The organism is Streptococcus sp. 1621 (genome assembly GCF_013276615.1).
Lineage (GTDB): Bacteria > Bacillota > Bacilli > Lactobacillales > Streptococcaceae > Streptococcus.
Genome location: NZ_VMLJ01000001.1, coordinates 61,601 through 76,675 on the forward strand (window position 1 = coordinate 61,601; position 15,075 = coordinate 76,675).

The 15,075-nt window shown below is 42.0% G+C and carries 10 protein-coding genes; all 10 read right to left on the reverse strand.

Translation table 11 applies throughout. From position 1 onward, the window contains the following. Positions 1–479: 479 nt before the first annotated feature. Positions 480–3,656: a sialidase domain-containing protein gene (locus tag HT697_RS00255; protein ID WP_173261636.1), complete on the reverse strand. Its 3,177-nt coding sequence runs from the start codon at positions 3,654–3,656 to the stop codon at positions 480–482. Next, positions 3,613–3,846, reverse strand: coding sequence for a YSIRK-type signal peptide-containing protein (locus tag HT697_RS00260; protein ID WP_345890469.1), 234 nt, complete (start codon positions 3,844–3,846; stop codon positions 3,613–3,615). Before HT697_RS00260 ends, HT697_RS00255 begins: the two co-directional genes overlap by 44 nt. Before the next feature lie 243 nt (positions 3,847–4,089). Continuing rightward, entirely contained in the window at positions 4,090–4,317 is a 228-nt protein-coding gene (locus HT697_RS00265; protein WP_000576349.1) for a hypothetical protein, read from the reverse strand. Between the two features lie 525 nt (positions 4,318–4,842). Beyond that, positions 4,843–5,823: an acetylxylan esterase gene (locus HT697_RS00270; RefSeq protein ID WP_173261639.1), complete on the reverse strand. Its 981-nt coding sequence runs from the start codon at positions 5,821–5,823 to the stop codon at positions 4,843–4,845. A 932-nt stretch (positions 5,824–6,755) separates the two neighbouring features. Next, on the reverse strand, positions 6,756–8,771 hold the full coding sequence (recG, locus tag HT697_RS00275; RefSeq protein ID WP_173261642.1) for an ATP-dependent DNA helicase RecG: 2,016 nt from the start codon (positions 8,769–8,771) through the stop codon (positions 6,756–6,758). A gap of 18 nt (positions 8,772–8,789) precedes the next feature. Further along, entirely contained in the window at positions 8,790–9,893 is a 1,104-nt protein-coding gene (gene alr / locus HT697_RS00280) for an alanine racemase (protein WP_173261645.1), read from the reverse strand. Then, positions 9,883–10,245, reverse strand: a complete 363-nt coding sequence (gene acpS, locus HT697_RS00285; RefSeq protein ID WP_173261654.1) for a holo-ACP synthase — start codon at positions 10,243–10,245, stop codon at positions 9,883–9,885. The genes alr and acpS overlap by 11 nt, the downstream gene beginning before the upstream one ends. 44 nt (positions 10,246–10,289) lie before the next feature. Next, on the reverse strand, positions 10,290–11,321 hold the full coding sequence (locus tag HT697_RS00290) for a 3-deoxy-7-phosphoheptulonate synthase (protein WP_173261648.1): 1,032 nt from the start codon (positions 11,319–11,321) through the stop codon (positions 10,290–10,292). A gap of 1 nt (position 11,322) precedes the next feature. After that, entirely contained in the window at positions 11,323–12,354 is a 1,032-nt protein-coding gene (locus HT697_RS00295) for a 3-deoxy-7-phosphoheptulonate synthase (protein ID WP_173261651.1), read from the reverse strand. A gap of 80 nt (positions 12,355–12,434) precedes the next feature. After that, the gene (gene secA, locus HT697_RS00300) at positions 12,435–14,948 is read right to left on the reverse strand and encodes a preprotein translocase subunit SecA (protein WP_050251536.1); all 2,514 of its coding nucleotides are present in this window, start codon (positions 14,946–14,948) and stop codon (positions 12,435–12,437) included. Positions 14,949–15,075: the final 127 nt, after the last annotated feature.

Consider the following 15,075-nt stretch of genomic DNA (forward strand, 5'->3'; position numbering starts at 1 on the left):
AGTTTCATCTACAACCTCAAAACGGTGTTTTGGGCAGGCTACGGCTAGCTTCCTAATTTGCTCTTTGATTTTTTGAGTATAAGGACATGTTGAATTCTATATGCTGTATTGTCAACAATACACCCTTCTTCCTGTATATCTACCAACATGATCTACAGAATTTTATTTTACTATAATTTTACCTATATTCCAAGACAAGAAATAAAACAATCAAGAACAAAAACGCATATAACCAATAACTAGCTATATGCATTTTAACACTTAAAGCGAACTGTTACGTTGCGACTAGTAGTATCCAGTCCTAAGTAAGTCGGAAATATACAGTTTATTTACGACTAGCAAGTCATTGACTCGGCAATAGGAGCTCATCTAAATTGATTTTTTCTTAGAGTAGAAATTTCTACGAAAACTATCTAAATAAACTTTTAATCTCTATGACGGACAAAACGTGTCTCAGTTATTCATCAACATCCAAGGTTCTAGTAGTTGACCCACTCCCCATTGGAGTTAACTTTATAACCATCTACTATAGTATTAACCGCTAATTTTCCGCTTTCATTAACATAGTACCATTTGTCTCCAACTTGGAACCATTGATTTACCTTCATTGCACCAGATGATTCCTGATAGTACCAATGGTCTCCATCTTTTATCCAACCAGTTGCCATTGAACCGTTAGCATTAAGATAGTACCACACACCGCTGGATTCAACCCAACCAGTAGACATTGCTCCACTCTCACTCAAGTAATACCATTGGTTACCATCTTTCACCCAACCAGTTGCCATCGCACCAGTAGAACTCAAGTAGTACCATTTACCCGCTTCCTGATGCCAGCCTTTCACCACTTCACCAGCAGATGTATAAAAATACCACGCACCATTTTCTTGCTTCCAACCAGTCGTTACTGGAACTTTGGTCTCAGTTTTAAGAGGAGTTAAAGTAACATCTCCTACATAAGATTGGAGGTAACGAGGAGCAAGAGAAGTAAGAGGAGAGTTTGCTACTATTCTGTCTGAAGACTCCATAGACACTTGATTCTTCTCTGACTTCCTTTCTGTCATCTCCTCAGATACATCTTCTCTTACTGTATTCATGGTCTCGACAGGATTTTCTTTCGTATCTTCAGGAATTCTACTACCAGCTAGTGTAACTGGTAAATCATGCATACTGTCAATTCTACCGACCAGTAGACCTGTAATTTCTTGACCTGCATCTTCTTTATTAAAGGTGAAAAGTAGAGTTTTTTGATCTGCCTGGGTCAAGAAGGTAGCTTTGTGTCCATTCGCTAAAGTCAAAGTCGGAATAGAATTCACTAGTACCTCAGAATCAAATTGCATAGCTAAGATACCTTGTTCTGCATCCTCTTCTTCTGTTTCCAATTTACGAACGTCCCTGATAGTTACACTCGTTGGATATACCGGATCTTTTGTTAAAAATTCCCAGTTAAATTTTCTAAATGATAGGGTATAGGCATTTTGTCCTTTTTCAGTATGTTCATACAAGATACCATACTCACCATTTCCTAATTCTTGGAGCGAATTATAGGCAAACTCTCCTTTTTGAATTGGTCTATGATGTAACCAAGTCAAGTCTCCGTTGTCCTCTACACGAGCCAAATGAGCCATTCCATTCGTCCGTTTAGGTCCTCCTGAATTGGTTAAAATGATGTATTCTTTTCCTTCGTGCATAGTGTGAATAGCAGCCATCTGAACATAAACATCTTTAACCTGATTATATCTCTTGATTTCCTTGTCCCAAGTTTGCCCACCATCTTTACTTGTGGCAACCTGTAAATCACCCGTTAATCCTCTCATAAAGAGTTTCACATCACCATTATTTAACTGCACAGCAACTGACTCTGTATTTTGGGCAGGACTATTATTCATAGTTGAGGAATGAATTTTCCTTCTGCCTACTGTCCTATCATCATTAACAGCAGCACCAGCCTGCCATGTTTCTCCATGGTCATCTGAATAAATCAAACGAGAAGACTGAGATCCGCTTAGATGGGAGATAGCATTGGTGGTATAAGTAGGAACTAAGATACGCCCCTTGTGCTCTCCTGTTCTAAGCACAATTCCTGTACCTGGACCTGTTCCTAAAAATTTCATCCAATCTTGGCGAATTGATGGTGTAATATCTCTTGGTTTCGACCAAGTTTTCCCATCATCATCACTATAGGAAAGCCACAAATAGCTCGTATAGGCTACACGAAATGGATTTTTAGCAGATTGAGCAAAGTAGATATTCCCAAGAAGCTCTTCTCCTTTATAGAGGTCGCCCTTATCTCTGTAGGCTTCTTCTTTTGGATCCACTACAACGCGATAATCTGTTTTTTGATTATTTGCATCATATACTTCTCCGTTTTCTCGGACAGTATATGCTTGATTTTCCCCTTGTTTATATAGTAATTGATAGTGCTTGTCTCCAACTTGTTGATAAGCTTTTTGAGGTTTGTTTGGCATTCCAAAGACAGCTCGACCTTCTGGAAACATATCGTAGATTGAAAAAATTCTCTTTGAGGTAGGATCTTGAACCAAGACCATATCGATATTAAGTGGAGATGGTGCCTGTGGATCTTTTGCTTCTGGATTGTCTCGCAGATTGGTCAAGGTTAAGGTTGGCTGCCAAGTAGTTCCCCCATCCTCACTTCTCCTAACGACCATAGCAATATCTCCCCAGTCAGAATGGTGGAGACGACGCTGATCTGCTCCTGCCAGTAATGTTCCTTTATCCGTACGTAGCAAAGCTGGAATCCGATAACTCTTAATTCCTTCACTATTTGGCTTATCATTGACACCACTCATAAACAACTCTTGCTTTTCTGTCAAGACTGCCCCTTCAGGAAGTGACGGCTCAATATCTGTCACATCAAATAACTGACTACGTTTTTTGACTTCCTCTGGAGTTAGAGCACGATTGTATACAGTCAGATTACGAATAGAAAGATCTGAGCCCCACTTCAATTCTCCTGCTCTATTAGTTGCACCTAACTGGAGTTTATCCACGTCCGGCATGTCTGCCAGGAATTTCCCTGACTTTTTATTCGTACGAGATAATACACCATTCACATAAAGACGAACCTGACCATTTGGACTATCCTTTCTTGGTCTTTCAACAGTAAAAGTAACCGAATTATACTTGCCTGGTCTAATCTTCAAAGGCGCATCTGTATAGCTTCCATAAAATTGACTACCATCAGCTCCACGTCCCTCTATCAAAGCTGTCCCATTATTGATTGCCATTGTAAAGTATTCATTTACTTTAGTTGTACTGGAAGCAGAAAAGAGATTGTAAAAACTAGGACCATCAGCAGCCGGTTTGAACTCCACATGAACAGTTGCATTTTGGAGTCCCTTTACTTTCTCTAATTCATCAGACAAGTCTACTCTTTTTCCCTTTGAATCATTCGTCTCTAAGTCATCTTTTTCTATCACTGTTTCGACATTTTCTAAATCTCGTGCATAGTAATCTCTTGGAATTTTTTCTTCTTGCTTGTCTTCATGTTTTTGCTCATTGCCAGAAAGTTCAGTCTCTGAAACAGACTCTACATGCTCTGCAGGAAGAGTTATATTTTCTCCCTCCTCAGAAGGCTGGCTCTTTTCTGTATCAGTTAGGGTTGAGCTCCCCCCCCCCCGAAAGTTGAGTTTCATTTGCCAGAGGTTGCTCACTTGCCCCTTCCTGAGCTAAGACGGGAGACGTTCCAAATACTACTGCTCCTACAATCATAGAAACCGCTCCTACCGATAGTTTCCTAATGCTATAACGACACTTACGTTCTTGAACACTCCGATTCATACTGATCCTCTCTATATCTATATCCCGATTTCTGAAATAAGACATTTACTCCAGAAAATACACTTAGTTTGTCTTTTCTTAACTTTCTTTTACTACAGTTCATTTAAATGACAAAAATGAACTAAACAAACTATCTCAAATCGGTGTCAATTTTCCCCTCTCCTTTCTCCAATCAGACTCCTGCCAATCTAGTTTATCTACCAGGACACCGCTGCAATTAAACTAAAATATCTCTTTATAAGCAAATTATTGGACATCGGCTTATGCTATTTACACCATACTTTCTGCTCAATCCTTATCGAACACTTTTTCAAATAGCTTTTCATAAGCATAAATACTTGTAGAAATAATGGGAAATATAATCAAGCTCACAATCAGAATCTTATCCAGCTTAAAGGGAACAATCCCAAATAAGTGAAGAAATAAATCAATCAGAAAACTATCGAAAAAAACTGTCAAAAGTAGTTCAACTTGTCTTTTTCTCTGCTTTTTTGTCTTGAATGCCTTAAATATCATATTATTCCCCTTTTCTAAGCTTCAATCCCTTCTCTCTATCTGTCATTTCGCATAGCTACTACTATTTTTACAGTAATCTATCTTTAAATATACATAAAGATAAGATTCTATCACTTTTTATAAGTGTTAGCAAATTTATTATACCTCATTTCTAAAACGCTTTCAATATGGTGTGGTATAATAGATTTTAGTTTCAAGAAACTCTTTTATATAATAATGTCCTTGAAAGTAGTTTCAGCTGAACATTTATAGTTCATAAAAAGAAAACAGAGACTCATCTGTTTTTTATACTCAATGAAAATCAAAGACCAAGCTAGGAAGCTAGCCGCAGACCGCTCAAAACACCGTTTTGAGGTTGTAGATGAAACTGACGAAGTCAGCTCAAGACACTGTTTTGAGGTTGCAGATAAAGCTGACGTAGTTTGAAGAGATTTTCTAAGAGTATGAATTTCAAAGTATATATGAACTAGAATATTTGCTGACTAGACTCTATACAAAAAGAGAGCTACTAGGCTCTCTCATTCATCACTTCACATACTTAAAAGGAATTTCACTACCACAAAGCCAGTTGTAGACTTGGTCATTGACAAATACATTCATGGCTTCGTGGGCATACTCAGGCATGATGCGATAGGCTTTATCGCAGGTCAGACGGTTGTAAATCGCAAACTGGGTAATAGGATAGCAAACATCATCGTCCAAGCCCGTAATCATCTTAACCTCACCCTTGATACGATGGGCAAGATTTTTCACATCGATATAGGCCAGGGTCGCCATGATTTCCTCCTCTGTTTCATGGAAGGGGTCGTGAAACTTGAAATAACGGAAAAGTTCGTCGTAAGCTTCGCTAGTATTACCAATCTCAAGCACTCGTCTGAAGTCTGACAAGAAGGGATAGATGGCAACTGTTTTCTGAATTCGAGGATTGAGCGCTGCTGCAACCAAGGCCAAAGCCCCTCCTTGCGAGGCACCATAGCTGGAAAGTCGCTTCTCATCTACCTGAGGCAGACTAGCAATAATTTCAACCAACTGGTAAATATCCAGATAAACATCCTTATAAAAGAGGTGATCCCGACCTTCCACAGCACCACGGATGATATGCCCCTTAACCGTATTTCCTAGAGGAGAACGCAAGCCGTCTTGTGAGTAACCTGACTGACCTCGAACATCCATGGAAACAACACCGTAACCAGCCACGGTGAAGGCTAGCATGTCGGCCCAGTCCCAGCCACGTCCCATATAACCATGGAAATGGAAGATTAGCGGAACCTTCTTCTCACTCTTTGGAAGAACGACGCGTGCATAGACCTTGCCTTCCTTGCTTCCTTCAAATGTTAACTCATAGCACTTGACTTGAGGAATGTGGAAATCTCTTTCCTCCAAGTGGTAGTATGGAAGAGTTGAGACTTTTTTCACTTCCTCATCCCAGAAAGCATCAAAGTCCTCTGGAACCTCATCCCTTCCTAGATAAGTCTTCATTTCTTCTAACAAAGTTGGATTTTTCATAGCATGCTCCTTTTATTTTGTAATCGCTACCACAACTGTAGCATATCTATGTAATCAATGCAAGAAAGAAGGGTAAATAGAAAGTGCATTTAGCTTTTCCTCCTTCAAGCCTATTGACTGAAAGTAGTTTTAGAAACGAAAAAAGAGCAGTTCCGCTCTTCTTCTCCTATTCAAGCTTATTTTGTTGCTTCTTTCTTTTGAAAAGTGCTTGGGTAATTTACTTTAATCGTTACTGTCATGTGAGAGTCCTCGCTTCTTTTTGATGACTCTAGTATAAGGGCCAAACCTGAAAGCTAGCTTAAGATTTCCTTAGAGAAAGCTTAATCTAAATGTTCTTTCTTTTCCAGATGAAGGGCAATCATGCGCCACTCCGGATCCTCTTGCCAAGCTTCTGTGTACATAGTATGGCTAACGAAAAAAGAGCAGTTACTCTCTTCTTCCTTTATTCAATCTTAGTTTGTTGCTTCTTTCTTTTGGAAAGTAGTTTGGTAATTTACTTTAATCGTTACGGTCATGTGAGAGTCCTCGTTTCTTTTTGATGACTCTAGTATAAGGGGCAAACCTGAAAGCTAGCTTAAGTTTTCCTTAGAGAAAGCTTAAGCTAGGTGTTCTTTCTTCTTCAGATGAAGGGCAATCATGCGCCATTCTGGATCTTCTTGCCAAGCTTCTGTGTAACGAAAAAAGAGCATTTCGCTCTTTCTTCTTCTATTCAATCTTAGTTTGTTGCTTCTTTCTTTTGGAAAGTGGTTTGGTAATTTACTTTAATCGTTACTGTCATATGAGAGTCCTCGTTTCTTTTTGATGACTCTAGTATAAGGGCCAAACCTGAAAGCTAGCTTAAGATTTCCTTATAGAAAGCTTATACTCAATGAAAATNNCTTGAGTACGGCAAGGCGAAGTTAACGTGGTTTGAATTTGATTTTCGAAGAGTATTAATCTAAATGTTCTTTCTTTTCCAAATGAAGGGCGATCATGCGCCACTCTGGATCCTCTTGCCAACCTTCTATCGAACTAATATAGCTAGCCACTTTTCTGGCTTCTTCTAAAATCGGAAAATCTTCGATAATATCAGCCACTTGAAATTCTGGAAGTCCTGACTGTCTGGTTCCAAAAATCTCACCCGAACCCCGCATTTTTAAATCTTCCTCAGCAAGAACAAAACCATTGGTGGTTTCTGTCATGATGCGCATACGGTCTTTCCCAGAGTCCGTCTTGGGATTGGCAACAAGAACTGCATAGGACTGCTTATCTCCCCGACCAACACGACCTCTGAGCTGGTGAAGCTGGCTGAGACCGAAGCGATCGGCATCCATGATAATCATGACGGTCGCATTGGGAACATTGACCCCGACCTCGATAACCGTCGTCGAAACCAGAATATCAGTTTTTCTCTCTTTGAACTCCTGCATAATCTGGTCTTTTTCATCACTCTTCATCTTACCATGTAGAAGAGCAACCTCTGCCTTACCTGCAAAATGAGCCGTCAACTCTTCTGATAAGGCAATGGCATTTTTCAGATCCAGAGCTTCTGATTCTTCAATCAAGGGAGAGATGACATAGACTTGGGAACCTTTTTGAATTTCCCCCTCTAACCAAGTCAAGACCTGAGGTAGTTGCTCATGCTTGATCCAGCGTGTCACAATAGGCTTACGCCCTGCTGGCATCTGGTCGATAATGGAAACATCCATATCGCCAAAGGCTGTGATAGCCAGCGTCCGTGGAATAGGAGTCGCTGTCATCATGAGAACATCTGGATTGTCCCCTTTTTCCCTTAAAATCCGCCTTTGTCCCACACCAAAACGGTGTTGCTCATCGATGATAATCAAGCCCAAACGAGCATACTCCACCCCATCCTGTATCAGAGCATGAGTTCCTATAATCAAATCAGCCTCACCCTTGGCAATGGTCTCTAAAACTTCTCTCTTTTCTGCAGCTTTTAAGGAACCTGTCAAGAGAGCCAGTTTCAAGTCGGGAAAAAGGTTCTGTAAACTCTCAAAATGTTGCTCTGCGAGGATTTCTGTTGGTACCATTAGGGCAGCCTGATAACCAGCTGTCACTGCCGCAAACATGGCCAAGCCAGCAACCACAGTTTTTCCACTCCCCACATCCCCTTGTAAGAGACGATTCATGTGGTGGTCCGACTTCATGTCGGCCAAAATTTCCTGCAAACTCTTTTCTTGAGCTTGAGTCAAGGCAAAAGGCAAGCTTTCTTTGACAGCTATCACCTTTTCCTGAGACCAATCCAGAACCAGACCGCTTCCCTGAACTCTATTTTCAGACTTGAGCGTCTGCAACTGCATTTGGAAATAAAAGAGTTCCTCAAACTTGATACGGCGAAGGGCCTGCTTGTATTCTGCCAAATTCTTGGGAAAATGCATAGCATGAACGGCCTGACAACGGGACATGAGTTTGTATTTGTCCAGCAAAGACTGGGGAAGATTTTCCTCAATCAAGAGGTCCAGTCCCTGATCAAAGGCTGTCTTGATAAGCTTGACCAGACTGGCCTGACTGATTCCCTGAGCCAAGCGATAAACAGGCTGGAGGTCATCTTCCACCTGAGCCAGGACCTTCATCCCTGTCAGACTAGCCTTGGCGCGGTCCCATTTTCCAAAGACAGCAAGGGTTGCTCCCAACTCTATCTTATCAGCTAGGTAGGGTTGGTTAAAGAAGTTCACGGCAAAAACGACTTCTCCCTGCTTGAGGCTAAAACGCAGGCGATTGCGCTTGAAACCATAATACTGGACACTAGCAGGAGTCACGACTTGACCAGAAAGAACCGCCTTTTCACCGTCTTCCAGCTCCAGCACCTGCTTGGTCTTAAAATCTTCGTAACGGAAAGGAAAGTAGAGCAAGAGGTCTTGCAAGTTTTCAATTCCTAGTTTGGCGTATTTTTCTGCTGACTTTGGTCCCACACCAGGTAAGACATGCAAGGGTTGATGTAGATTCATGCTCCACTCCTTTCTTTTCTAATAATATTCTCTCGGAATGCGGTCGCTGAGGAGACAAACCACCTCATAGTTAATGGTTCCGCGGTAGGTCGCTGCCTGAGTAGCAGTGATTTCCTTGCCCCCGTTAGAACCAATCAAAGTTACCTTAGTTCCGAGTGGGTAAGGCTTAGGCAGACGAATGGTGATTTGGTCCATCGAAACCCTGCCGACGATTGGGCAAGCTTGCCCATCTACCAAGACAGAGAAATTCTGCATGTCTCGTGTCCATCCATCCGCATAGCCAATTGGTACCGTCGCGATGACTTGCTCACTATCCGCTTGATATGTCGCTCCGTAGCCCATGCAAGCTCCAGCTGGAACTGTCTTGACATGAACCAGAGCAGATTCCAAGGTCATGGCTGGTTTTAAGTCATAGGGTAAATCCAAAACCTCTCCACTTGGATTGAGACCATACATGGCATCTCCCATACGAACCGCGTTAAAAATAGTCTCTGCATGCCAAAGAGTCGTTGCAGAATTGCTGGCATGGATCAGTTCTGGAAGACCTTTCATACTGGCCAAAATAGTTTTAAACCGTTCCAACTGCTCATTAAAATAGTCATCTGATTCCTCGTCTGCAGTAGCAAAGTGGGTAAAAATCCCTTCAACACTAGCACCGTGTTGTCTGAGCAAGTCTTGAGCCTGCTCAGCCTCACCAGCCTCTCTAAAACCAATCCGTCCCATCCCTGAGTCAATCTTGAGGTGGACAGTCAAGCCAGTTAAATCTGCTTCCTTATCTAACAGTGCTTGAATCCACTCCAATCCTGCCACTGTCAAGGTGATGTCGTATTCTTTAGCTAGGGAAACAGCTTCTAACTCAGAAACTCCTAAGATGAGGATTCGCTTGCTCAGTCCAGCTTGTCTGAGTTCAATGGCTTCATCGATATTGGAAACGCAAAATCCATCAACATCATCTTGAATAGCCGTCGCAACAGCAACAGCTCCATGACCATAGGCATTGGCCTTGACCACTGCCCACTTGAGTGTCCCATTAGGGATATGAGCTCCCATTTGCTGAATATTTTGTCGAATAGCTCCCAGATGAATCAGAGCCTTGGTTGGTCTATGCGGACTAGCTTTCATGATTTTCCTCCAAAATGACACTGGCTGTCACAAACTGATCGGTGTGGCTGATAGACAGCCAAATCTTTCCTGAAAATGGTGACTGACTAAAATAAGGCGCCCCGCGTTCATTGTTCAAGACTTCCAAATCCTGAAAACCGAGCTTGCCAATACCCGTTCCCATAGCCTTGGAAAAGGCTTCTTTAGCCGACCAGCGACCAGCCAAATACTCAATCTGCCTGCGCCCTTTAAGACTATTAAACCGTTCCATTTCCTGAGCGGTCAGCACGCGCTTAGCAAAGCCTTCATGTCGTGTAACTGCGCTTTCTATCGAAGACAATTCTTCAATATCAATTCCGTGTCCAACTATCATTCTCATCAAAAGGAGTTGAGATTCCCCAACTCCATCCTTTTCACTTATTTTGTCAAGGTAGCATAAATCTCTTCTACCAAGGCCTCTGTATTTTCCCAACCTAGGCAAGGATCTGTAATAGAGCAGCCAAAGACCTCTGGTTGGTTTTGACGACCATCTGCTAGGTAAGATTCAATCATAAAGCCTCGAACCGTCTTTTTAATCTTCTCATTCCAATCACGATTTTGCAAGGTCTGGCGAACAATTCGAATCTGCTCCATATATTGCTTGCCTGAGTTATCATGGTTGGTATCAATGAGGATAAAGGGATTTTCAAGTCCCATTGTTTCATAGCGTTCAATGGCTTGGAGTAGGTTTTCATAGTAGTAATTCGGCATATAATTGCCATACTCGTTGACTGCTCCACGGAGGATGACATGGGACAAAGGATTACCTGAAGTCTCAACTTCCTGCCCATGATAAAGGAAGGTTTGCTTGTTTTGAGCAGCATAGATGGCGTTAAACATAACACCCAAATTTCCTGAGGTTGGATTTTTCATCCCTACTGGTGCATCAATCCCAGAAGCCACAAAGCGGTGCTCTTGGTCTTCCACAGAACGAGCTCCAACGGCATGGTAGCTGACCAAGTCATCCACCAAAATCAGATTTGACGGATAAAGCATCTCATCTGCCGTCGTCAAACCAGTCTCTGTAATCACGCGGTAGTGCAACTGGCGCACAGCCTGCAAACCGTTAATCAGGCTTGGAGCCTTAGAAATATCTGGCTGGTGAACCAAACCCTTATAGCCGTCTCCGTTAGTACGAGGCTTAGCAGTATACACGCGCATAACCATGAAAATCTTGTCCGCTACCCTCTTTTGCAAGGCGGATAAACGGCGAGCATATTCCAAGACAGCCTCTTCATTATCAGAAGAGCAAGGACCAATCACCAAGAGAATACGGTCATCTTCCCCTGAAATAATGTCTGCCAATTCCCTGTCACGGCTTTCCTTGAGTCTCAAGGCTTCCGCAGACAATTGGGTTTCAGCCTTGATGACTTCCATATCGATTTCTTGACCTTTTTCAATAAATGCCATCTTATTCTCCTAACGTTTTATAAATTTCTCTGACAAGAGCTTCTGTGTTATCCCAACCCAGGCAAGGGTCTGTGATAGATTTGCCAAATACTTCTGGCTCATTTTGTCGACCATCTTCCAGATAAGACTCAATCATAAAACCACGAACGTACTGCTTAATTTTTTCATTCCAAGCACGGTTAATCAAGGTCTGGCGGACAATTCGGATCTGTTCCATATACTGCTTACCAGAATTGTCATGATTGGTATCAATGATGATAAAGGGATTTTCCAAGCCCATTTTCTCATACTGGGCAATGGTGTCAATTAAATTGTCATAATAGTAGTTGGGAATATTTTTTCCATACTCATTAAGAGCACCACGAAGAATGGCGTGCGAAAGCGGGTTCCCAGTTGTTTCCACTTCTTTTCCTAGGAAAAGGAAACTCTGTTTGTTTTGAGCAGCATAAATCCCATTAAACATAACATTGAGATTTCCAGAGGTTGGATTTTTAAAACCAGTAGAAAATCCTGCCCCACTGGCCACAAAGCGGTGTTGCTGGTCTTCAACTGAACGAGCACCAACCGCCATATAAGAAATCAAATCATCCACAAGAGGAAGATTTTCAGGATAAAGCATTTCATCAGCAGTTGTCATCCCTGTTTCCGTGATGACACGATAGTGAAGATGGCGAACTGCTTTGATTCCGTTGATGAGGCTTGGTGCTTCTGTCGCATTAGGCTGGTGAATCAAGCCCTTATAGCCATCTCCGTTGGTACGAGGTTTGGCAGTATAAACACGCATAACCATAAAGATACGGTCTACCACTTCTTCTTGTAGGACTGCCAAACGCTTAGCGTACTCAAGAACAGCTTCTTCATTGTCAGATGAGCATGGCCCGATTACCAAGAGAATTCGTTGGTCTTCTCCACGTATAATGGCTTCTAGCTCTTGATCACGCTGTGATTTTCTCTCCAAAGCCTGACCTTCTAATTTTGACAAGGCACGAACTTCTTCAATATTGATTTTAGGACTTTTTGCTGTAAATACCATAACTCATCTCCTTATAAAGCAAACGGATACCAAGTAAAAATTTACTTTTCACAAGGTATCCGCCTCTAAACTATCTCATTTTATTGTCTTTTACCGTGACAGTTTTTAAACTTCTTACCAGAACCACATGGGCAAAGTTCATTCCGTCCAATCTGGCTCAAATCCAAATCTTCTGGCATACTTGCTTGGTGGGCAGCGATATTGCGAGTCGCTGTTGTACTGATATGGCGTTCTGCCTGTGGTCTTTCTTGTTCATGAATTTGTGCTTTCATCATCAAGCGTGTCACATCAAACTCAATCGAACCAATCATATCATTAAACATACGGAAACCTTCTGCCTGATACTCAACAACAGGGTTGTTCTGAGCATAGCCACGAAGCCCAACCGCATTACGCAATTGATCAAGGGCATCGATATGATCTGTCCACTTGTTATCCACCACTCGTAGAATCAAGACTTTTTGGAATTCTTTGACTGCTTCTTCATCGCGTAATTTTGAAACCTGACTATCGTAAACTTGCAAGGCACGTTGGAAAAGCTCTTCCTTAATAGCCTTATCAGACAAGCCTGACAAGTCTTCCATCGTAATAGAATCTTCAGGAAGCAAGTTGTACTTAGCAAAGTTCAAAATCGCTTCTAGTTTTTCATCTTGTTTGGCACGCGCATGACCATCAACGACACGTTCAATCGTGCGTTTAATCATAGACTGAATTTCAGGTGCCAAGTCACGGTCTGCAGTGATGACATCGTAACGTTGAGCGTAGATAATCTCACGTTGTTCACGCATGACGTCATCGTATTGAAGGACTTGTTTACGGGTATCGTAGTTATTTCCTTCGACACGTTTTTGCGCTGCTTCAACCTGACGTGTCAACATACGAGACTCAATCGCCTCTTCAGACATGTTGAGACGTTCAAAAATTCCCTTCAAGCGTTCAGAACCAAAACGTTTCATCAAGTCATCTTCAAGGGATAGATAAAATTGTGACTCACCTGGGTCTCCTTGACGACCTGAACGTCCACGAAGCTGGTTATCGATACGACGGCTTTCATGACGCTCTGTACCAATCACACAAAGTCCTCCAAGTTCACGAACTCCTTCACCAAGCTTGATGTCGGTACCACGACCGGCCATGTTGGTTGCGATGGTAACGGCACCACGTTGACCAGCATTCATGATGATTTGGGCTTCTCTATAGTGGTTTTTAGCATTCAAGACTTCGTGAGGAACGCCAGCTGCAACCAATTTCTTAGAAATGTAGTCACTTGTTTCAACCGCTACTGTACCAACCAAGACTGGTTGACCCTTTTGGTAACGAGCCTTAACGTCTTCAACAACCGCCTTAAACTTAGCCTCGATACTTGCATAAAGAAGGTCTGAGTGGTCAATCCGTTGAACAGGACGGTTGGTTGGGATTGGAATAACACGAATGTTGTAAATTTCACGGAATTCTTCTTCCTCAGTCTTACCTGTACCTGTCATACCGGACAATTTCTTGTACATACGGAAAAGGTTTTGGTAAGTGATAGAGGCAGATGTCTTGGTTTCATCCTGGATTGGCACACCTTCTTTAGCTTCAATAGCTTGGTGCAATCCATCAGAATAACGACGACCTTCCATGGTACGACCTGTAAATTGGTCAACGATCAAGATTTCTTGCTCTTCGCTCACCACATAGTCAATATCGAGAAGCATGATGTAGTTGGCACGAAGGGCATTATCGATAAAGTGAGTCAAAGCTACGTTTTCGATATCATAGAGGTTTTCAAGCTTGAAGTAGCTTTCAGCCTTGTCAATCCCTGAATCAGACAAACCAATAGTTTTAGACTGCACATCGATGATGTAGTCGTCTTTGTCCAAAGATTTTACATAGTGGTCTGCCATGTGATAGAGCTGACTAGTTTCAACCGCATTAGCACCTGATACGATCAAAGGTGTACGGGCCTCGTCAATCAAGATAGAGTCAACCTCATCGACCAAGGCATAGTTAAGCGGGCGTTGTACCATGTTTTCAGCACGAACGACCATGTTATCACGAAGGTAGTCAAATCCGATTTCTGAGTTAGTTGAGTAAGTAATATCACACTCATAGGCTTCTTTTTTCTCCATTGGAGATTTGGCAGCCAAGTTAATCCCTACTGACAAGCCAAGCCATGAGTACAATTCACCCATTTCAGTCGCGTCACGTTCTGACAGATATTCATTGACCGTAACTACGTGAACCCCTTTACCTGAAAGGGCATTGAGGTATACGGGCATAGTCGCAGTCAAGGTTTTTCCTTCCCCTGTACGCATCTCTGGCACGTCACCATGGTGAAGAACGATTCCCCCCATGACCTGAACCTTATATGGGAAGAGGCCTAGGACACGTTTGGCACCCTCACGGACAACCGCAAATGCTTCATAAAGCAATGAATCCAGTGATTCTCCATTTTGATAACGTTCTTTAAATTCAACTGTTTTTGCTTTTAGTTGGTCATCAGTCAAAGCAGCCATTTGGTCTTCGTATTTGAAAACCTTGTCAGCCATCTTTTCCAGACGACGGATTTCTCCTTTATCATTTTCGATAATTGTTTTTAAAATATTAGCCATGTTTTTCCTTACTTTAAATTCCGAATATTTTAGAATGTTCTTTTAATTTTAGCACAATTACTGATTATTTTCAAGGAAGAATCCCCATTTTGAAAAGGAAAAAGAGGCTGCTAACTTCTCAAAGTAA